Genomic DNA, 21090 nt, shown 5'->3' on the forward strand with positions numbered 1-21090 from the left:
TTCAAACCTATTGCGGAAGCATGTCCTTGAGGCGGAGCAGTGCGATGCGCTCGACCTGTTTGCAGGCGGTCTCGAACTCGACGCCGCGGCTGTTGCCGATGCGCGCCTCGAACTCCGCCAGGATTTCCTGCCTCGTCTTGCCCTTCACCGCGATGATGAAGGGGAAGCCGAAGGTGGTGACGTAGGCGGCGTTGAGCTTGGAAAACAGTTCGCGCTCCTTGTCGGTCAGCGCGTCGAGGCCGGCCGAGGCCTGTTCCCTGGTCGATTCCACTGTCAGTCGCTTGGCCTTGGCTAGCTTGCCGGCAAGGTCAGGATGGGCGTTGAGCACCGAAAGCCGCTCGGTTTCGCTGGCGGACCGGAAGATACGGCAAAGCGCATTGTGCAGGCCGCCTGAAGTGTCATGCGCCGGCCCCAGTTCCAGTTCGTAGGCGCGTTCGGCGATCCAGGGCGAATGCTCGAACACGCCGCCGAAAGTGTGGACGAAGGTCTCGAATTCCATCTTCGACGGGCGGAGTGCCGCCGGCTTGTACGGATGGTTTTCCTGCCAGTGCTTGGCGATATCGATGCGCCGCGCCAGCCAGACCTTGTCGTGCGACCTCACATAGTCGACGAAGCGCTTCAGCGCCGCCACCCGCCCTGGCCGCCCGACGAGGCGGCAATGCAGGCCGATGTTCATCATGCGCGGCCGCCCGGCTTGGCCCTCTGCATAGAGCGTGTCGAAGCTGTCCTTCAAATAGGCAAAGAACTGGTCGCCGGAGTTGAAGCCCTGCGGCGTTGCGAACCGCATGTCGTTGGCGTCGAGCGTATAGGGAATGATGAGCTGCGCGCCGCCATCATGCTCGAACCAGTAGGGCAGCTCGTCGTCATAGGTGTCCGACACATAGTCGAAACCGCCTTCTTCCGCCACAATCCGCACTGTGTTGACCGATGTGCGGCCGGTGTACCAGCCGGTCGGGCGCTCTCCGGTCACCTCGTAATGCAGTTTGATTGCAGTTTCGAGATCGCGGCGCTCATCCTCGGCGCTGTGGTCGCGGTAGTCGATCCATCTCAGCCCGTGCGAAGCGATCTCCCAGCCGGCTTCCTGCATGGCCGTGACTTGGTCCGGCGAACGGGCGAGCGCGGTGGCGACGCCATAGCAGGTGATCGGCACCTCGGCCTCGCTGAACAGCCGCAGCAACCGCCAGAAACCGGCGCGGGCACCGTATTCGTAGATGGATTCCATGTTCCAGTGGCGCTGGCCCACCCAGGGTGCCGCGCCGACGATTTCCGACAGGAAGGCTTCGGACGCCTTGTCGCCATGCAGCACGCAGTTCTCGCCGCCTTCCTCGTAGTTGACGACGAACTGCACGGCGACATGCGCGCCGCCAGGCCATTTCGGGTCCGGCGGATTGGCTCCATAGCCGCGCATGTCTCTGCTGTAACGCATCGTCCCTCCCGCCGGGCATGGCCCGAAGTATGATCAGGATATCGAAAGGGTGCTTCTCGCATTCCCCCGAAAATTTTTGAAAGTGTTTTTGTCGCACTCCGCTCGACCGGGACTTATGCATCGCCTTTAATTGGCGCACAATTCACTGTTGATACTTGATCGTACCGGGCCAATTCGCTCGTACCGGAAATGGGAGGCGGCCAATGGCAGAAACGTCGAATGCCGATGGCGGGCGTCTGACGACCCATGTCCTCGACACGGCGACAGGCAAGCCGGCGGCGAGATTGTCGATCGCGCTTTATCACCTCGACGGCAAGGCACGGACACATTTGAAGACTGTTGTCACCAATGCCGACGGCCGTTGCGACAAGCCGCTGCTCGCCGGCGCGGAGTTCCGCACCGGCGAATACGAACTGGTCTTCGCCGCAGGCGACTATTTGCGCCAGCAGGGATTGAGCCTGCCGAAACCGGCCTTTCTCGATACGATACCAATCCGCTTCGGCATGGCCGAGCCCGTGCACTATCATGTGCCACTGCTGGTCTCGCCCTACGGCTACTCGACCTACAGGGGGAGCTGAGGCATGGCCAAAATTAGCATCCGCAACGAGATCCGCTTCATCCTCAATGGCAGGGATGTGGCGCTTTCGTCGGTGACACCCGACGCGACCCTGCTCGACTGGCTGCGGCTAGACCGGTCGCTGCGCGGCACCAAAGAAGGCTGCGCCGAGGGCGATTGCGGCGCCTGCACCGTGTTGGTCGGCAAGCTCTCGGCCGGCGGGCTGGTCTATGAAAGCGTCAATGCCTGCATCCGTTTCCTCGGCTCGTTGGACGCCACCCATGTCGTGACTGTCGAGCATCTGCGCGGCGTATCAGGCCAACTGCATCCGGTGCAGCAGGCGATGGTCGATTTCCACGGCTCGCAATGCGGCTTCTGCACACCGGGCTTCGTCATGTCGCTCTATGGCCTGTGGATGAAGTCGTCGAATCCGTCGAACGCGGATATCGAAAAGGCCTTGCAAGGCAATCTCTGCCGCTGCACCGGCTACGAGGCGATCATGCGCGCTGCGCATGCCATCTCCAGCTACGGCAAGGCGGTAAAGGATCCGCTGGCCACGGAGCGCAAGGCGATCACCGCGAGGCTCGAGGCCATGCATGACGGCGCCCGGATTGAGATCGGTTCGGCCAAGACGCGGCTGGTCGTGCCGGCCGATGTCGATGATTTCGCCGCCGTGCTGGACAAGGAACCCGGCGCCACCATCGTTGCCGGCTCGACCGATGTCGGCCTCTGGGTGACCAAGCACATGCGCGATATTTCGCCGGCCATTTTCATCGGCAATCTCGACGGACTTTGCACCATCTCGGAAGACAACGGCATCATTTCGATCGGCGCGGGCGTCACCTACACTGATGCCTTCGCGATATTGGCGAAGCGTATCCCGGCGCTGGGGCCGTTGTTCGATCGCATCGGCGGCGAACAGGTGCGCAACATGGGGACCATCGGCGGCAATATCGCCAACGGCTCGCCGATCGGCGACACGCCGCCGCCCTTGATCGCTCTTGGCGCAAGTCTCACCCTGCGCAAGGGCAAGAAGCGGCGCTCGATTCCACTGGAAACCTTCTTCATTGCCTATGGCAAACAGGACCGGCAGCCGGGCGAATTCGTCGAGGCCGTGCACGTTCCGGTTCCGGTCAAGGGCACGAAATTCGCCGTCCACAAAATCACCAAGCGCCGCGATGAGGACATCACCGCGGCCCTCGGCGCCTTCTTCCTGACGCTGGCCAGCGATGGCACGGTCGCGGAGGTGCGCATTGCCTATGGCGGCATGGCGGCGACGCCGAAGCGGGCGTCTTCTGTCGAAAAAGCGCTGCTCGGCAAGCCATGGACGGAGACCACGGTTGACGCGGCGATGGTCGAATATGCCAGGGATTTCACCCCGCTCACCGACATGCGGGCCTCGGCCGAGTATCGTGCGCTCGCGGCGCGCAATCTCTTGCTGCGCTTCTTCGCCGAGACCAGCGGTACCAGGGAGCCGATCCAGGTTTCGAGGCACGAGGCGGCATGATGAACAAGCACGCTCCCCCCAATCTGAAGGCTGAAAAGATCGCCGGCGGCGTTGCCACCGATCAACGCCATGACTCCGCCCACAAGCATGTCAGCGGCACGGCCGTCTATATCGACGACATGCCGGAACCGGCCGGCACGCTGCATGGCTGCCTCGGGCTTTCTGCCGCCACGCATGCCACGATTACCAGCATGGATCTCTCGGCGGTGCGTACAGCGCCCGGTGTTGTCGACGTGCTGACGGCCAAGGATGTGCCGGGCGAGAACGACATTTCGCCGACAGGCCGCCACGACGAGCCGGTGCTGGCCGACGGCAAGGTGCAATTCTATGGCCAGCCAATCTTTTGCGTCATTGCGCAGACGCGCGAGCAGGCGCGTCGCGCCACCAGATTGGCCAAGGTCGAATACAAGGAATTGCCCTTCGTCACCGACATTGGCGCGCTCGATCCGAAGAAGGACAAGCTCGTCACGCCGCCTCTCACCCTGAAGCGCGGCGATGCCGCTACAGCGATCCGTCAGGCGCCGCGCCGGCTAAAGGGAAAAATGCGCATCGGCGGCCAGGAACACTTCTACCTCGAAGGCCATATCGCCATGGCCATTCCGGGCGAGGATCAGGACGTCACCATCTATTCCTCGACCCAGCATCCGAGCGAAGTCCAGCACATGGTCAGCCATGCGCTCGGCGTGCCGAGCAACGCCATCACGGTGGAAATCCGCCGCATGGGCGGCGGCTTCGGCGGCAAGGAAACGCAAGGCAACCAGTTTGCCGCATTGGCGGCGATCGCCGCGAAGAAACACCATCGCGCCGTGAAGATCCGGCCGGACCGCGACGACGACATGATCGCCACCGGCAAGCGTCATGATTTCCTCGTGGACTACGAGGTCGGCTTCGATGACGAGGGCAACATCCTCGGTGTCGATTTCATGTTCGCGGCGCGCTGCGGTTTCTCGTCGGATCTGTCAGGCCCGGTGACCGATCGCGCGCTGTTCCACTGCGACAACACCTATTTCTGGCCGGCAGTGCATGCGCAATCGGCGCCGCTCTACACCAACACCGTGTCGAACACCGCTTTCCGTGGTTTCGGCGGTCCGCAAGGCATGGTCGGCGCCGAGCGCGTCATCGACGAGGTCGCCTTTGCAGTCGGCAAGGATCCGCTCGAGATCCGCAAGAAGAATTTCTACGGCACCTCAGACCGCAACATCACGCCCTATCACCAGACGGTCGAGGACAACATCATCCAGCGCATCGTCGCCGAACTGGAGGAAAGCGCCAGCTATGCGCGGCGGAGGCGGGAAATATCGGCCTTCAACGCCAACAGCCGTTTCATCAAGCGCGGCTTGGCGCTGACGCCGGTCAAATTCGGCATCTCGTTCACCGCCACCCACTACAACCAGGCCGGCGCACTGGTGCATGTCTACACCGACGGTTCGGTGCATCTGAACCATGGCGGCACCGAGATGGGGCAAGGCCTCTACGTCAAGGTGGCGCAAGTAGTGGCGGAAGAGTTCCAGATCGACCTAGACCAGGTGAAGATCACCGCGACCACGACCGGCAAGGTGCCGAACACTTCGGCCACGGCGGCGTCGTCCGGCTCCGACCTCAACGGCATGGCGGCGCAAAACGGCGCTCGCCAGATCAAGGACCGGCTGATCGATTTCGCCGCTGAAAAATATCAGGTGCCGCGCGATCAGGTGCTGTTCCTGCCCAACCGGGTGCGCATCGGCAACCAGGAAATCGCCTTCGCCGACCTCATCAAGCAGGCCTATATGGCTCGCATCCAGCTGTCGGCGGCGGGTTTCTACAAGACGCCGAAAATCCACTGGAACCGCGACAAGGGCGAGGGCCGCCCCTTCTATTATTTCGCCTATGGCGCGTCGTGCTCGGAGGTCTCGGTCGACACGCTGACCGGCGAATACATGGTCGAGCGCACCGATATTCTGCATGACTGCGGCCGATCTCTGAATAGCGCCATCGACATCGGCCAGATCGAGGGCGGCTTCATCCAAGGCATGGGCTGGCTGACGACGGAAGAACTGTGGTGGGACGCCAAGGGCCGGCTGCGCACGCACGCGCCATCGACCTACAAGATCCCGCTCGCCTCCGACCGGCCGAAGATATTCAACGTCACCTTGGCCGACTGGCCGGAAGCGAGCGAGCCGACCATCCACCGCTCCAAGGCAGTCGGCGAGCCGCCGTTCCCGCTCGGCATGTCGGTGCTGCACGCCCTGTCGGATGCAGTGGCCAGCGTCGCCGACCACAAGATCTGTCCGCGCCTCGATGCTCCTGCAACGCCGGAGCGGGTGCTGATGGCGATCGAGAGGCTGAAGAAAGAGACGAAGGCCGGCGCCTGAATCTGGCAGAATGTGCAATCTGGGCCGAAAAACCTATATTTCCCATTCGGGAATGTGAACCATGAACTCGAAAGTGCAAAGCCTGAAAGCCTTTCTCACCAGCGCCGGCCAGGTTGCCCTGGTCGAAGTGACCGGAACAAAAGGCTCGACGCCACGCGAGAAGGACGCCTTCATGCTCGTCTCGCAGGCGGCGATCTTTGGCACCATCGGCGGCGGTCAACTCGAATACATGGCGATCGACAAAGCCCGGCAGATGCTTTTCTCCCCCTCAAGGGGGGAGAGAACCCGCGCCGATCCGATCTTACCCGGCGGCTTCGCCGCCACCCTCCCCTCAAGGGGCAGGGAAAGCCGCGCGACCCTCGATGTGCCGCTAGGCCCGGAAATCGGCCAATGCTGCGGCGGGCGCGTCGAAGTGCTGATCCGGCTCGTCGATGCAGCCCTTGCCGCCGATCTGGTTGCGGCTGCGGAAGCCGAGGAGGCGCACCTGCCGCGTGTCTACATCTTCGGCGGCGGCCATGTCGGCCAGGCGCTGGCGTCGACGATCGCACTTCTTCCCGTGCACGGCATCGTCATCGAGACGCGGGCCGAAGCACTGGAAGGCATGCCGGAATCCGTCGAGACCAGGCTGACAGCTATGCCGGAAGCGATGGTGCGAAACGCTCCCGCTGGCGCCGCCTTCGCCATCCTGACCCACGATCATGCGCTGGATTTCCTGATCGTCGCCGAGGCGCTGAAACGCGGCGATGCCGCCTATGTCGGCATGATCGGCTCGAAGACCAAGAAAGCGACGTTCAGGACCTGGTTCCTGAAATCGGCGGACGGCAGGCCAGCCGAGTTTGCCCGCCTCGTCTCGCCAATCGGCGGCGACACCGTCAAGGACAAGCGCCCACAGGTTATTGCGGCGCTGGCCGCGGCCGAGATCATGACGGCGCTGGTCAGTCACAGCGCAGCCTTAAGTGCCGACCACCAAATTCCGCATGGCAGGGTGATGGCGGGCTAAGCTGCGCCGCAGTTAACCGGCTGTTTCAAACCCAGTTGGTCGCGCAATGTGCGGCCCTCGTACTCCTTGCGGAACAGGCCGCGTCGCTGCAGTTCCGGCACGACGAGCGTGGCAAAGGCATCCAGTTCGCCTGGGAAATATGACGGCATGACGTTAAAACCGTCGGCCGCGCCACCCTCGAACCGAGCCTGCAGTTCGTCGGCGACTTGGGCCGCAGTGCCGACGATGCGCCAATGGCCACGCGCGCCGGCGAAATGCCGGGCAAGCTGGCGGATGGAGAGGCCGTCGCGGCGCGATTGCTCGATGACCAGCGCCTGCCGGCTTTTCATCCCCTCGCTCTCCGGCAGATCCGGCAGCGGCCCGTCGATCGGGTAGCGCCACAGATTGGAGATGCTGAGATAGCTGGACAGAAGCGCAACGCCGACGTCGTCGGGTATCAGGTCCTGCAATTCCTCGTATTTCTCGCGGGCCTCAGCCTCGGTTTCCGCCACCACTGGCGCGACGCCCGGCATGATCTTGATGTCGTCCGGCTCACGCCCATAAGCGGCCATACGCCCCTTGAGATCGTCGTAGAAGGCCTTCCCTTCCTCGAAGGTCTGCGCCGCCGTGAACACCACATCGGCGGTGCGGGCGGCAAGGTCGCGGCCGACATCCGAGGCGCCGGCCTGGACCATCACCGGCGCGCCCTGCGGCGAACGCGGCAGATCGAGCGGGTCGCGAACCGAAAAGCTCTGGCCGTCGTGGCCGGAGGCGCCGAGCTTGCCGTTCCAGAGCCCGGTGACGACTTCGGCGAATTCACGCGCGCGCTCATAGCGATCGGCATGGGGCTTGAGGCCGGTCGAGCCGAAATTGGCGGCCTCGATGGGGCTGGCCGAGGTGACCAGGTTCCAGCCGGCGCGACCGCCGCTCAGATGGTCGAGCGACAGGAAGGTTCGTGCCAGCCCATAGGGCTCGTTGTAGCTTGTCGAAGCGGTGGAGACGAGACCGATGCGGCTGGTCTGGACGGCAAGCGCCGACAGCAGGCTGATCGGTTCGAAACCGATCGAACGCGAGGTCTGGCTGGCGATGCCGACATTGGCCTCACGCAGGCCGGCGGCGTCCTCGCAGAACACCATGTCGAACTTAGCCGCTTCCGCCGCGCGGGCCAGCTGGATGTAATGGTCGATGTCGATGCCGGCCCTCACATGCGCTTGTGGGTGGCGCCAAGCGGCAATGTGGTGGCCTGTCGCCCAAAGGAAGGCGCCGAGCTTCATCTGGCGGGTCATTGATCACCTCCGCCGGTGAGTCCGAGATGCGAGCGCAACGTTGCGCCGCGATAGCTCTCTCGAAACAGGCCGCGCCGCCTCATCTCCGGCAAAACCAGATCGACGAGATCCTCGAGCGCGGAGAGTTGTGCCGGCATCTGGATGTTGAACCCGTCGCAGCTTTTCGCCCGGAAACCTTTTTCCATGCTGTCGGCAATGGTCGGCTTGGCGGTACCATCGGCGACGAGCGAGATATTCGTCAGAAGCCTCACAGCATTAGGCTCGCGTCCGCAGGTGGCAACGCGGCGCTTCAGCTCCTCATAACGCGCTTTCGCGCCATCGATCGGTCCGTCGTCCAGCAGGATGACATCGGCGGTGCGGGCGGCAATATCCAGGTCTGATACCGACAGGCCCGACAAGACGAGCACCGGTGTGTCCTGCGGCGACCGCGCGATGTTCAGCGGTCCGCGCACGGAGAAGAACTCGCCCTTGTGGTCGAGCAGGTGCATCTTTCCGGGGTCATGGAAGCGGCCTCCGGTTTGGTCGAACAGCAGCGCGTCCGCATCCCAGCCCTGCCACAGACCTTGCACGATGCCGATATATTCCTCACTGCGACGGCGGAAATCGTCAGGCGAAAATCCTTCGGGCCGGCTGAAATTGGCTGCTTCCCGTGGCGCCTGCGCCATGGTCGCGTTCCAGCCACTGCGGCCATGGCTGATGATGTCGAGCGAAGCGAAACGGCGCGCCAGATTGTAGGGTTGGTGGTCAATTGTCGAGGCAGCGGCAACCAGGCCGATCCTGCTTGTGACAGTTGCCAATGCGGCCAGCAAAGTGGTCGCTTCGAAGGGCATCGGACTGTTCGCGGCACCGCCGCCGGAAGCCGGCGCTGAATCGGCAAGCAGCACCATGTCCAGGCCCGCCGCTTCGGCCTTTTGCACTAAACCGGCCAGGCGGCTGAATTCCCGCCCCGGTGATGGATCGGTGGTTCCCGGAAACAGCGAAACGGCAAGATGCATTGTGGCGCCGTTGTCCATCGATGGTCCCTGCAAGACGAAATACCACCTGAACTATGTTCGCCACATCCAGGGATGGCAACCGCTGGCGCTGGGCCAAGCGCCGGTCACGTGCCGGCCAGCATTATTTCCCAGCCAGCAGATCGTTGATCAGCCGCTGGCAGCGCTCGGCCATGAAGTCGAGCAGCAGCCGCACCTTGGGGTCCTGCAGCTTCTTGTGCGGATAGACGGCGGCGAACTGCACCGGCGTCGGCGGCGTGCTGTTTAGGATCACTCTCAGCCGCTGGTCGCGGATGAACGGCTCGACCTCGAAGCGCGGCTTGTTGATGATGCCGCGCCCCGAAAGCGCCCAGCCGGTCAGCACGTCGCCATCGTCGGTGTCGTAGGGCCCGTGCACTTCGAATTTCTGCGGGCCTGTGGGGGTCTGCAGCGTCCACACATATTCGCGCGCGCCGGAATAACGCAGCATCAGGCAGTCGTGCTTCTTGCCGATCAGTTCCTGCGGCTCGATCGGTTCGCCGCGCGCCTCGAGATATTTCGGCGCCGCCACCAGCACGCGCTCGCATTCCATGATGCCGCGCATCCTGAGGCTGGAATCTTCGATGATGCCAAGCCGGAAGGCGACATCGATGCCTTCCTTCATGATGTCGACATTGTGGTCCGAAAGCCTCAGCCTCACCTCGATGTCTGGGTATTTATCGTGAAAATCGGGAATGCCCGAGGCCACCAACCGACGGCCGAGGCCCAAGGGGGCGGTGACGCGGATGGTCCCGCGCGGCTGACCGGAAAGCGCCGAGACCGCGGCTTCCGCTTCGGTGATCGCCTCCAGCACCTGCTTTGCGCCCCCGTAAAAAACCGTGCCGTGCTCGGTCGGCATCAATTGCCGGGTGGTGCGGTTGAACAGACGCACGCCCAGGTGCTTCTCCAACTCCTTGATGCGGTTGGAGGCGACCGCCGGCGAAATCCGCATGTCGCGCCCGGCCGCCGACAGATTGCCGAGTTCGACCACGCGAACGAAGACGGCAATGTTGTCGAGATAGGCCATGCGGTTTAGTGGCTTTCCTGAGGCCGCCTTCGGGCGGCTCCCATCCTGCTGCGTGTGACTACCCTAGTATTTTCCATTTTTTTTTGAAAGTCATCGTGCACCTCGCCTCTTTCCGTTTGCGCTCCAACCCGTAAAGTCGCCCAATCGGCAGGGACGATTTCAATGATGGATTTCGCGATTTTCTGGGACTGGCTGAGTTTTGCCGTGCGCTGGCTGCACGTCATCACCGGCATCGCCTGGATCGGCTCGTCCTTCTACTTCGTCGCGCTCGACCTCGGCCTGCGCCAGCGTCCGGGCATGCCTGCAGGCGCCTTCGGCGAGGAATGGCAGGTGCATGGCGGCGGCTTCTACCACATCCAGAAGTATCTGGTGGCACCAGCCGAAATGCCGGAACACCTGACCTGGTTCAAGTGGGAATCCTACGCCACCTGGCTGTCCGGCTTCGCCATGCTGTGCGTCGTCTATTATGCCGGAGCCGATCTGTTCCTGATCGATCCGAACGTGCTCCCGATGTCGGTGCCTACAGGTATCCTGCTGTCGCTGGCGACGATCGGCGTCGGCTGGGTGGTCTATGATCTTCTGTGCCGCTCGCCGCTGGGAAAAAGCGATACCGGCTTGATGCTGGTGCTCTACTGTGTGCTGGTATTCATCGCCTGGGGGCTGACGCACCTGTTCACCGGCCGCGCCGCATTCCTGCATCTGGGCGCCATCACCGCCACGATCATGTCGGCCAACGTCTTCATGGTCATCATCCCCAACCAGAAGATCGTCGTCGCCGACCTCATCGCCGGCCGCAACCCCGACCCGAAATACGGCAAGATTGCCAAGCAGCGCTCCCTGCACAACAATTATCTGACGCTGCCGGTGCTGTTCCTGATGTTGTCGAACCATTATCCGCTGGCGTTCGGTACTGAGTTCAACTGGGTCATCGCCTCGCTGGTGTTCATCATCGGCGTGCTGATCCGGCACTATTTCAACTCGATCCATGCCCGCAAAGGCAATCCGACCTGGACCTGGATGGCGGCACTCGTCCTGTTCATCGTCATCATCTGGCTGTCGACCGCGCCGAAGGTGCTGACCGGCGAGCCCAAGGAATCGGCGTCGGCGCAAATCTATGTCGCTTCAGCGCATTTCCCGGCCGTGCGCGACACCGTGCTCGGCCGCTGCTCGATGTGCCACGCGGCGGAGCCGGTCTATGAGGGCATCTATCATGCGCCCAAGGGCGTGATGCTCGACACCGATGCGGATATCGCCAACCACGCCCGCGAGATCTATCTGCAGGCCGGTCGCAGCCACGCCATGCCGCCCGCCAACGTCAGCCAGATTACCGACAAGGAAAGGGCACTGCTGGTGGCCTGGTTCGAAGGCGCAGGGAGATAGCATGAACTCGACACTTCTGCGCGGCCGCACGCTGTCCTTCGTGCGCTGGCCGCAGACCATCGACGATCATTCCGCCTGGCGTTACGAGGAGGATGGCGGCCTGCTGATCCGCGACGGCCGGATCGTCGCTGCGGGCACCTATGCCGATGTTGAAAAGCAGGCCGGCGAGACGGCGAAGAAAATCGACCACCGGCCGCATCTGCTGCTGCCCGGCTTTATAGATGCCCATGTGCATTTTCCGCAGATGCAGGTCATCGCCTCCTATGGCGCAGAACTGCTCGACTGGTTGAAAACCTACACTTTTCCGGAGGAAACGAAGTTCGCCAACGCCCAGCACGGCCGCCGCATCGCGCGGCTGTTCCTCGACGAAATGGTGCGCCACGGTACAACGACGGTCGCCGCCTACTGCTCGGTGCACAAGGCTTCAGCCGAAGCCTTTTTCGCCGAGTCGCATGACCGCAACATGCTCAACATTGCCGGCAAGGTGATGATGGATCGCAATGCGCCCGACGGCGTGCTCGACACACCGCAATCGGGTTACGACGACACGAAGGCGCTGATCAAGGAATGGCATGGCAAGGGACGGCAGCTTTATGCCATCACGCCGCGCTTCGCCATCACCTCGTCGCCGGAGCAGATGGAGATGGCCGGGACGCTGTGCCGCGAACATCCCGACCTGCACATGCAGACGCATCTGTCGGAAAACCACGCCGAAATCGGTTTCACGCAGGAACTCTACCCGTGGTCGCGCGACTATACCGACGTTTACGAGCACTACGGGCTGTTGGGCAAAAAGAGCCTGTTCGGGCACTGCATCCATCTCTCGGAGCGCGAAGCGGATGCGCTTTCCGACAGTGGCTCGGTGGCGGTGTTCTGCCCGACCTCCAACCTGTTCCTCGGTTCCGGCCTGTTCGACTACCAGCGCTTCCGGCGCCGCGGCAAGCCGGTCCGGATCGCAGCTGCCACCGATGTCGGCGGCGGCACCAACTACTCCATGCTGCGCACCATGGACGAGGGCTACAAGGTGATCGCGCTGAACGGCGAGAAGCTCAACCCGCTCCAGTCCTTCTGGCAGATGACGCGCGGCAATGCCGAGGCACTGTCGGTGGCGGACAAGATCGGCACGCTGGATGAAGGCAGCGATGCCGACATCGTCGTGCTCGACGCCGGGGCGACACCGGCGATGCGGCTCAGAATGGAGACCGTCGAGACGCTGGCGCAGGAACTGTTTCTCCTGCAAACGCTGGGTGACGACCGCACTGTCCGCGAAGTCTATGTGGCGGGGCGGCCAGCGAAGAGCGATATGATCGCGGGGTAAGACCCCCTCACCCGGATTGCCAACTGAATTGCGGAGGGCAATTCGGGGCAATCCGACCTCTCCCCGAGGGGAGAGGAGATCGCCAGCGTCGACGCTTTCCTCTTCTCCCCACCGGGGAGAAGGTGGCCGCGAAGCGGCCGGATGAGGGGGCCGCTCCACGGAAGCTTGACCGAGCGAAGCTTGTCGTACACACGACGTGTGACGATTTCGGAGAAAGAAAATGGCCGTTGCTGACGACATCGCTCTGATCAAGAGACAGGAAGAGACCCTTGTCTTCGCCACCTTCGACGAGGCCGTCGCTTTCAAAGTCGGCTCCGCCATTCGCGATCGTGCAATTGCCGAGAAACTGCCCATCATAGTCGACATCAGGCTGTGGGACCGGCCGCTGTTCTATGTCGCGCTGCCGGGCTCGAATGCTTCCAATCCCGACTGGGCGCGACGCAAGACCAATGTGGTCAAGCGGTTCCTGAGAAGCACCTATCGTATGGTGTTGGAACAGCAGCGCCCGGACCGCAGCTTCAAGATCGGCGAAGGGCTGGATATTGCCGACTACGTGCTGGCCGGCGGTGGCTTTCCGGTGACCGTCAAGGGCGCCGGCGTCATCGGGGTGATCGCCGTCTCCGGACTGCCGGAGCGCGAGGATCACGGCGTCGTCGTCGATGCGCTGTGCGATCATTTGGGCGTCGACAAGCGCGGCCTGGCATTGCCTCGGGACGCCGAATGACCGTGCTCAATCCCAAGGCCTTCCTGACCTCCATCTTCAACGCCGCCGTTGCCGCCGCCGATCCGGAACGAACCATCCGGGATCATCTGCCGGCCAAGCCAAAGGGCCGTACCATCGTCATCGGCGCGGGCAAAGGCTCGGCGCAGATGGCGGCAGCGTTCGAGAAAGTGTGGGCCGGCCCGATCGAAGGGCTGGTCGTCACCCGCTATGGCTATGGCGCGACCTGCGAGCGCATCGAGATCATCGAGGCGGCTCATCCGGTGCCGGACGCTGCCGGTCTGGAAGCCTCGCGGCGCCTGCTCGCCAAGGTCCAGGGGCTGACTGAGGATGACCTAGTGGTGGCGCTGATTTCCGGCGGCGGATCGGCGCTGTTGCCGTCGCCCGCCGGCGGCTTGACGCTGGCCGACGAGATCGCCGTCAATGAGGCGCTGCTCGCCTCGGGTACGCCGATCGCGGCGATGAACACCATCCGCAAGCACCTTTCCACCATCAAGGGCGGCAGGCTGGCAGCGGCCGCATGGCCGGCCAGGGTGGTGTCGCTGATCGTCTCCGATATTCCCGGCGACAATCCGGCAATGGTCGCCTCCGGCCCAACCGTACCGGATACAGGCAGCCGCGCAGACGCGCTGGCCTCGATATCGGCCTATGACATGAAACTGCCGGCCTCGGTGATGGCGCATATCAATTCGCCGGCCGCCGATGCGCCAAGCCCGGATGACGAGTGTTTTTCGCGCAACGAGGTGCATCTGATCGCTTCGGCCGGGGTATCGCTGGAAGCCGCCGCTGCGGAAGCGAAACGGCAGGGTGTCGAGGCCGTTATCCTCTCCGATGCCATCGAGGGCGAAGCACGCGAGGTGGGCGGCGTCCATGCCGCGATCGCGCGCGAAGTGGCGACGCGCAACCGACCATTTCCAAAGCCGGTGCTCATCCTGTCGGGCGGCGAGACAACCGTGACGCTGCGCGCAAAAGGCAAGGGCGGCCGCAATTCGGAATTCCTGCTGGCCTTCGCCATCGGCATCAATGGCGTCGACGGCATTCACGCGCTGGCCGCCGACACCGACGGCATCGACGGTTCGGAAGACAATGCCGGCGCCTTCGCCGATGGCTCGACCGTATCGCGCATGCGCGCAGCCGGGGTGGACGCCAAGGCTATGCTTGCCGGCAACAATGCCTGGACGGCCTTCAACGCGGTTGGCGATCTTTTCGTACCCGGCCCGACCGGTACGAATGTCAACGATCTCAGGGCAATTCTGATCAGGTAGCTGAAGCAATTCCAGGAAGTGTGAAGCGGTTTTCCGTCTGGAATCGCGCAAAAACAAAACTGATCAGGCGGCCATCAGCCGCTTCACCAGCTTCATATCCTGCAGGAACCGTTCGCGTTCGGCTTCCTTGTCCGCCCGATCGTGGATGCGCAGGATGAAGGAGGGATGGATGGTGATGAACACGCGCAATCCGTCCTCGCGCTCGATCACTTGTCCGCGCATCTTTGTCACCGGGATCGCCTTGCCGAGCAGCGACATCGCCGCTGTCGCGCCGAGTGCCACGGCGAGGTTAGGCTTGATCAGCTCGAATTCTTGGTCGATCCACCAGCGGCAGGCCTGAATCTCACCGGAATTCGGCTTGGAGTGGATGCGGCGCTTGCCGCGCGGCTCGAACTTGAAGTGCTTGACTGCGTTGGTGACATAGACCTTTTGCCGATCGACACCGGCATCGTCCAGGATCGCATCGAACACCTTGCCGGCCGGACCAACGAAAGGTTTGCCGGCGAGATCCTCCTGATCCCCCGGCTGTTCGCCGACGAAGATCACTTTGGCATTGTCGGGGCCCTCACCGAAGACGGTCTGCGTCGCGTCGCGCCAAAGCGGGCAGCGACGGCAGCCTTTCGCTACCTCACGCAACTCGGAAATCGTGCTTGCGGCATCGTCCTCCGCCGTCTCGGCAGGCTGTTGCTTCGGCCAATGCCGTGCCTGCACCTTTGCGTGGTGCGGCGCGGGTGTTGTCGGCATCTTCGCAATCATGTCCTTGGCGGCCTTGTCCGCTCCTGCGATCATGTCTGGAATGAGCGAGGCCTCGGGAAGGTTCCGCCAATATTTCTTTGGCATCTCCCTTTGCATCGCCTTCACCTTCAGCCGCGCCGGGTTGAAGATGTTCTCGAAATAAGTCCGCCAGAGCGCCTCGGTGTCGTCTTGATCAGGCGCATCGCCCTTGGCAGCACCCGGCCCCATCGCCAGCCTTTCGCCATCCCAATCGGCGGAGGCATAGGGCGTCAGGATCGTCCAGCGCATGCCGGTGAAACGCCTGACGAAGAAATCGGCGTTGCGCTCGACGATGAAATGATCCGGCTCGAACCAGGCGACATAGCGCTCATCGGCACCGTCGCCGATTTTTCGGAAGCGCACGAAGGCGTGCATCTTGTGGCTGTCGCGCCGCACCGCCTTTTCCATGGTCTCAAGCCGCCTGGTGTCGGGATCCGACGCGATTTCCAGCAGTTTAGGCTCGTCGCGCAATCGCCAAAGCACTCTGTAGAGAAAGGCAAACCGGCCGGAATCGGAATGGCAGAACGCCGTTTCGGCATGCCCGATGAAGTCGCGCGGCACGACGAGCTGCGCGCCCGCAGGCACTTCAGGCAATTCTGCCTGATCAGAGCCCGGCGCGACATGCCAGCCGACGTCCTCGGGCCTGACCTCATTCAGGGCGAGCCGCCGTGCCGCGTCACGCCAGCCGGCAAAATCCGTCTCGCTGTCGAGCCGAACTCTGTATCTGGCGAGATCGAGTTGCGCCGGCCGCATGATCAAAACAACGATAATTGTTCGCAGGAGTAGGCGATCCTGTCGCGCAGGCCGGCCTTGTCGGTCAGCGCACCAGGTGACCAGCCTTCGGCGATGATGAAGGGCCTGAGCTTGGCGACCGACTGGCAGATCCGTCCGACGTCCTCGAGCCGCATGCGCCGGTGCCGGCGCGTCTCCAAAATCTTCGCCACCACCTTGGTGCCGAGACCCGGCACCCGCAGCAGCGCTTCGCGGTCGGCGCGGTTGATGTCGACCGGAAACTGTCCCCGGTTGCGCAGCGCCCAGGCGAGCTTCGGGTCTATGGCGAGATCGAGCATGCCGTCGCTGCTCCCGGCAAGGATTTCCGGCTGTGAAAACCCATAGAACCGCATCAGCCAGTCGGCCTGATAGAGCCGGTGCTCGCGCATCAGCGGTGGTTTCAGCAAGGGCAGCGACGATGACGAATCCGGAATGGGGCTGAAAGCCGAGTAATAGACGCGCCGCAGATGATAGCTGCCATAGAGCCGCGCGCTGGTGTGAAGGATGCCGTCGTCGGATGTCTTGTCGGCGCCGATGATCATCTGCGTCGACTGACCGCCCGGCACAAAGCGTTCGCGCTTCTTGGTCTTCAAAGTCGGCTCAGCCTTCTCCTCCATCTTCTGGCGCAGCCTGGCCATGGAAAGCCGGATTGTCTCCGGCTTCTTCTCGGGCGCCAGCCGCTTCACGCCCTCATCGGTCGGCAGTTCAACGTTGATCGACAGCCGGTCGGCATAAAGCCCTGCCTTCTCGACCAGTTCCGCCGAACTTTCCGGGATCGTCTTCAGATGGATGTAGCCGGAGAACTTCTCCTCCAAGCGCAGCCGGCGTGCCACCTCGACCATCTCGCCCATGGTCTCGTCCGGTGAGCGGACGACGCCGGAGGACAGGAACAGGCCTTCGATATAGTTGCGCCTGTAGAAATCCATGGTCAGTTTCACCACCTCTTCGATGGTGAAACGGGCGCGCCGCACATTGGAGGACGAGCGGTTGATGCAATAGCTGCAATCGTAGATGCAGAAATTGGTCAGCAGGATTTTCAGCAGCGAAATGCAGCGGCCGTCCGGCGCGTAGGAATGGCAGACGCCCATGCCTTCGGTAGAGCCGATGCCGCCCGATTTTAGCGAATCCTTTTTCGCCGCACCGGAAGAGGCGCAGGAGGCATCGTATTTGGCGGCGTCGGAGAGAATCGCCAGCTTTTCACGGACGGTAAGTGCGCTCATCTGTTCATGATATGTTCTGAGCAGGAGATCCGCTACCACATTTAATGGAGGCGGCGAAAAAGTGATCGCCGCCCATCATGAACCCATCAAACCTCGTGCAGATAGAGGTGGTAATCCAGTTCGCTGACCGTGCGTGCCACCCGCAGGTACTCGGACTGCTTGATCGCCACGAAGGTCCGGTGCAGGTCCTCGCCGAGCGCGTTCTTCAGGAAGCTGGACGTCCGCGCCGCTTCGATCGCGGCACGCCAGTCGACCGGCATGGTCGTGCGCGTGATCGCTGCCTCATAGCCGTTGCCGGTCGTTTCGGGTCCCGGATCGAGGCCTTCATCCATGCCCTTGATGATGCCGGCGAGCACGGTTGCGGCGATCAGATAGGGGTTGGCGTCGACGCCGGACGGGCGGTGCTCGATGCGCCGGTTCTTCGCGTCGCCTGCCGGCACGCGTAGCGCCACCGAGCGGTTGTTGACGCCCCAGGTCGGCGCCACCGGCGCATAGGATTGCGATACGAAACGCCGCCAGGAATTGGCGTGCGGCGCAAACACCAGCATCGATTCCGCCATCGTCTGGATGAGGCCACCAAGCCCCTGCAGCAGCGGCAGCGACCAGCTCTCGCCACCGGCTTCGGCAAAGACGTTTCTTCCGGCCTTGTCCTGCAGCGAGACGTGGAAATGCATGCCCGAGCCGGCATATTTCTCAATCGGCTTGGCCATGAAACAGGCGGTAACGCCATGGCGGCGCGCCTGCGCCCGCACCAGCCGCTTCAGCATGACCAGGTCGTCGGCCGCCCGCATCACGTCCTTGCGGTAGTTCAGCGTCAATTCGTACTGGCCGGGCGCATATTCGGAAATCACCGTCTCGGCCGGAATGCCTTGCGCCTTGGCCGCCGCATAGATGTCGGAAAACAGCGGCTCCATGCCGTGCAGATGATCGACGGAATAGACTTCGGTCTTGCCCGAGACGCGGCCATCGAGAACCGCGCGCGCCGGCTGCACCTTGCCGTCGGCGTCGCGCTCATTGGCCAGCAGGAAGAATTCGAGCTCGAAGGCGCCGGCCGGATAGAGACCCTTGGCCGCCAGGATGTCGACTTGCCGCGCCAGCGCCAGCCGGGGGTCCGACGACATCGGCCGGCCGTCGAGCATGTACATCGCCATCAGCAACTGGCCGCGCGGCGGGCTCGTGCCGTAGAGCGGCACCAGCGTGCCGGGGATCGGCCAGGCGCGTAGGTCGCCGTCGCCGGTAGTCCAGATCAGCCCGGTCTCGTGCACATCCTCGCCGGTGATGTCGAGGCCGAGGATCGAGATCGGCATATGGCGGCCGCCCTCGAAGATGCTTTTCAGCTCATGCCGGCGCACGATCTTGCCACGGCCGACGCCATTGGCGTCGGTCAGCACGATATCGAAGGCTTCGATCTCGGGATGGGCGTCGAGAAAGGCTTGCGCCTCGGCTGACGTCGAGCCCGAAGGTGAGGTCATCATGGCATTGGGGTGGACCATCGCCGCTTGTCTCATGCCGCAAGCTTTGCCGCAACCGCGCCGAAGGCGGTGATCAGCCGGTTGACCTGGGTCCCAGTGGTCGCCGGCGAGATCAGCATCATGTTGTGGAAAGGTGCGATCAGCACGCCGCGATTGACCAGCGCGACATGGATGGCAGCCTCCAGTTCCGGTGCATGCGCCACTTCCGCCTCGGCGCCATTGCGCAGCGGACCGGGCGCACAGATGAACTCGACACGAGCGCCGACGCGCGAAACATGCCAGGGCAGGCGATAGCGATCGATCACGCCGATCAGCCCGGCATCGAGCCGCCGCGCCAGATGATCCATCCGGTCGTAATTCCCCTCGGTCATCACCTCTTCGAGCGTGGCGCGCATCGCCGCGAACTGCAGCGGGTTGGCCGACAGCGTCGTGCCCATGCCGGAATAGCCCGGCTCCTTGGTCCTGTTGTAATCCGCGTAGCGTGAGGCAACGTCGTCGCTCATGCCCCAGACACTGGCCGGCACACCTCCGGCAATCGGCTTGCCCAGCACGAAGAGGTCCGGGTCGAGGCCATACTTCCTCGTATAGCCGCCGGGGCCGGTCGAGATCGTGTGCGTCTCGTCGATCAGAAGCAGCGTGCCGGCTTGGCGTGTCAGTTTGCGCAGGGCGTCATGGTAACCCGGATCGGCCAGCACCATACAGGAGTTGGTCAGCACCGGTTCGGCAATGACGCAGGCCACATCCTTATCCCCAAGCGCGGCTTCGAGTGCTGAAACATCGTTGAACTCGATGACCTTGGCCGTGCGGGTCAGGTCGCGGAACTCGCCGGCCAATCCCGGCCGGTTGACGGGCTTGCCGTCGATCAGCCGCACCATCGTCTCGTCGACCGAGCCATGATAGCAACCGTTGAAGACCAGGATTTTTTCGCGGCCGGTGATTGCGCGGGCGACGCGCAATGCAAAGCGGTTGGCGTCGGTCGCCGTCGTCGCGATCTGCCAGAACGGCAGGCCGAAGCGCTGCTGCAGCAGCGACCCTATGGCCAGCGCATCTTCCGAAGGCAGCATATAGGTCAGGCCGCGTCCAGCCTGGCGGCGGATGGCGCGTGCCACCGGTGGCGGCGAATGGCCGAACATCGAGCCGGTGTCTCCAAGGCAGAAATCGTCGAGCTTGTTTCCGTCGATATCGGTGATCGTGGCACCCCTGGCGCTGTCGACCAGGATCGGGAACGGCGTCGGCCAATCGTTCATCCAGTGCATCGGGACGCCGCCGAAGAAGCCGGGCAGGCCGTTGCCGATCTTGGCTTGCGATTTTGGCCGCGCCTTGCGGAAGGCTGCCCCCTCGGTTTCGCGCAAATCGGCAATGCGGTCGCGGCCGATGCCGCCGATGGACGTCTTGGACATATCGCTGTGCATGAAAACCCCTCTGGTCGATCCCTCTTAGCCAATCCGTGTCCGCATCCGCAATTGGCCGCGCATCTGTCCTGCGTTGGCTCAGCCTTTGGCAGCGGCGCTTGACCGTGCTGCCGAAGTCAGCGCCAATATGAGCGGGATTTGAGGTGGAGGGGCAAAATGAGAACGATCATGTGTGTGGCAATGCTTCTGTCGTCGGCTGGCGCTGCCTTTGCGTCGGGCGGCATCTGGTGCTCCACCGAGGACACGGCGGCGACATTCGAGGTCGAGGCAGGCGTCACCAGAGGCATGGGCGGGCCGACCTTCAACTTTCGCGGCAACCTCGAAATTCTGAGCCGGCCTGCCGGCGACAGCCTGCGCAAGACCGTGTTCGAGGATTCCAACCTGACGCAGTACTGGCTCGACGGCAAGGAATTGCGGCTGAACATCTATCGTGAGCACGAGGCCGCGCAAAAGATCAACTCGATCGAACTGACGATCCTGACCAAGACCAGCGACGAAGGCGTCTATGACGGGAGCTATACGCTCTCCATCTACGACGCCGCGGCGGATACGGACCAGGACGGCAAACCGGTTGAAATCAGCGGCAAAGTGTCGTGTGGAGCGGAGTGAGCGGGG

The 21090-nt window shown here is 63.1% G+C and carries 17 protein-coding genes; 9 read left to right on the forward strand and 8 right to left on the reverse strand.

Features of this window, described 5'->3' with window-relative positions:
* Positions 1-7 precede the first annotated feature (7 nt).
* Positions 8-1426 (reverse strand): allantoinase PuuE, encoded by a 1419-nt coding sequence (gene puuE, locus NKI66_RS23325; protein WP_352753130.1) that lies wholly within the window; start codon positions 1424-1426, stop codon positions 8-10.
* Positions 1427-1629: 203 nt separating this feature from the next.
* Here puuE and uraH point away from each other — a divergent pair, with 203 nt between their 5' ends.
* The 4 genes from uraH (at position 1630) to xdhC (ending at position 6840) form a co-directional block, all read left to right on the forward strand.
* Positions 1630-2004, forward strand: a complete 375-nt coding sequence (uraH, locus tag NKI66_RS23330; protein ID WP_352753133.1) for a hydroxyisourate hydrolase — start codon at positions 1630-1632, stop codon at positions 2002-2004.
* Between the two features lie 3 nt (positions 2005-2007).
* Positions 2008-3489 carry a xanthine dehydrogenase small subunit gene (gene xdhA / locus NKI66_RS23335; RefSeq protein ID WP_352753135.1) on the forward strand — a complete coding sequence of 494 codons (1482 nt, stop codon included), beginning with the start codon at positions 2008-2010 and terminating at the stop codon, positions 3487-3489.
* A complete protein-coding gene (gene xdhB / locus NKI66_RS23340; protein WP_352753162.1) occupies positions 3489-5840 on the forward strand; it encodes a xanthine dehydrogenase molybdopterin binding subunit in 2352 nt (783 codons plus the stop codon). The genes xdhA and xdhB overlap by 1 nt, the downstream gene beginning before the upstream one ends.
* A 61-nt stretch (positions 5841-5901) precedes the next feature.
* The gene (xdhC, locus tag NKI66_RS23345; protein ID WP_352753138.1) at positions 5902-6840 is read left to right on the forward strand and encodes a xanthine dehydrogenase accessory protein XdhC; all 939 of its coding nucleotides are present in this window, start codon (positions 5902-5904) and stop codon (positions 6838-6840) included.
* Here the strand turns inward: xdhC and NKI66_RS23350 are convergent.
* The 3 genes from NKI66_RS23350 to NKI66_RS23360 form a co-directional block, all read right to left on the reverse strand.
* A complete protein-coding gene (locus tag NKI66_RS23350; protein WP_352753140.1) occupies positions 6837-8105 on the reverse strand; it encodes an LLM class flavin-dependent oxidoreductase in 1269 nt (422 codons plus the stop codon). The two genes, xdhC and NKI66_RS23350, sit on opposite strands and share 4 nt — an antisense overlap.
* Positions 8102-9118: an LLM class flavin-dependent oxidoreductase gene (locus NKI66_RS23355; RefSeq protein ID WP_031213700.1), complete on the reverse strand. Its 1017-nt coding sequence runs from the start codon at positions 9116-9118 to the stop codon at positions 8102-8104. The genes NKI66_RS23350 and NKI66_RS23355 overlap by 4 nt, the downstream gene beginning before the upstream one ends.
* 103 nt (positions 9119-9221) lie before the next feature.
* Positions 9222-10142 (reverse strand): LysR family transcriptional regulator, encoded by a 921-nt coding sequence (locus tag NKI66_RS23360; protein ID WP_023813624.1) that lies wholly within the window; start codon positions 10140-10142, stop codon positions 9222-9224.
* A 162-nt stretch (positions 10143-10304) separates the two neighbouring features.
* Between NKI66_RS23360 and NKI66_RS23365 the strand changes: the two genes are divergently transcribed.
* From NKI66_RS23365 to NKI66_RS23380, 4 genes are all read left to right on the forward strand, one after another.
* Positions 10305-11522 carry a urate hydroxylase PuuD gene (locus NKI66_RS23365; protein ID WP_352722533.1) on the forward strand — a complete coding sequence of 406 codons (1218 nt, stop codon included), beginning with the start codon at positions 10305-10307 and terminating at the stop codon, positions 11520-11522.
* A 1-nt stretch (position 11523) separates the two neighbouring features.
* Complete coding sequence (gene guaD / locus NKI66_RS23370; RefSeq protein WP_023813622.1) at positions 11524-12840, forward strand: guanine deaminase; 1317 nt, start codon at positions 11524-11526, stop codon at positions 12838-12840.
* 220 nt (positions 12841-13060) lie between these two features.
* Entirely contained in the window at positions 13061-13564 is a 504-nt protein-coding gene (locus NKI66_RS23375; protein WP_023813621.1) for a heme-degrading domain-containing protein, read from the forward strand.
* On the forward strand, positions 13561-14826 hold the full coding sequence (locus NKI66_RS23380) for a glycerate kinase type-2 family protein (protein WP_352753142.1): 1266 nt from the start codon (positions 13561-13563) through the stop codon (positions 14824-14826). The genes NKI66_RS23375 and NKI66_RS23380 overlap by 4 nt, the downstream gene beginning before the upstream one ends.
* Positions 14827-14889: 63 nt before the next feature.
* On the opposite strand, the gene NKI66_RS23385 is transcribed toward NKI66_RS23380, so the two are convergent.
* The 4 genes from NKI66_RS23385 to NKI66_RS23400 form a co-directional block, all read right to left on the reverse strand.
* Complete coding sequence (locus NKI66_RS23385; RefSeq protein WP_128302780.1) at positions 14890-16353, reverse strand: UdgX family uracil-DNA binding protein; 1464 nt, start codon at positions 16351-16353, stop codon at positions 14890-14892.
* A 2-nt stretch (positions 16354-16355) separates the two neighbouring features.
* Entirely contained in the window at positions 16356-17591 is a 1236-nt protein-coding gene (locus tag NKI66_RS23390; protein ID WP_352753144.1) for a putative DNA modification/repair radical SAM protein, read from the reverse strand.
* An 86-nt stretch (positions 17592-17677) separates the two neighbouring features.
* Positions 17678-19063 carry a glutamine synthetase family protein gene (locus NKI66_RS23395; protein ID WP_352753165.1) on the reverse strand — a complete coding sequence of 462 codons (1386 nt, stop codon included), beginning with the start codon at positions 19061-19063 and terminating at the stop codon, positions 17678-17680.
* Positions 19064-19095: 32 nt separating this feature from the next.
* Positions 19096-20475: an aspartate aminotransferase family protein gene (locus NKI66_RS23400; RefSeq protein WP_352753145.1), complete on the reverse strand. Its 1380-nt coding sequence runs from the start codon at positions 20473-20475 to the stop codon at positions 19096-19098.
* A 156-nt stretch (positions 20476-20631) separates the two neighbouring features.
* Here NKI66_RS23400 and NKI66_RS23405 point away from each other — a divergent pair, with 156 nt between their 5' ends.
* Positions 20632-21084, forward strand: coding sequence for a hypothetical protein (locus NKI66_RS23405; RefSeq protein WP_023813615.1), 453 nt, complete (start codon positions 20632-20634; stop codon positions 21082-21084).
* Positions 21085-21090: the final 6 nt, after the last annotated feature.

The sequence above is a fragment of the Mesorhizobium sp. M0518 genome (genome assembly GCF_040321125.1).
Taxonomy (GTDB): Bacteria; Pseudomonadota; Alphaproteobacteria; order Rhizobiales; family Rhizobiaceae; genus Mesorhizobium.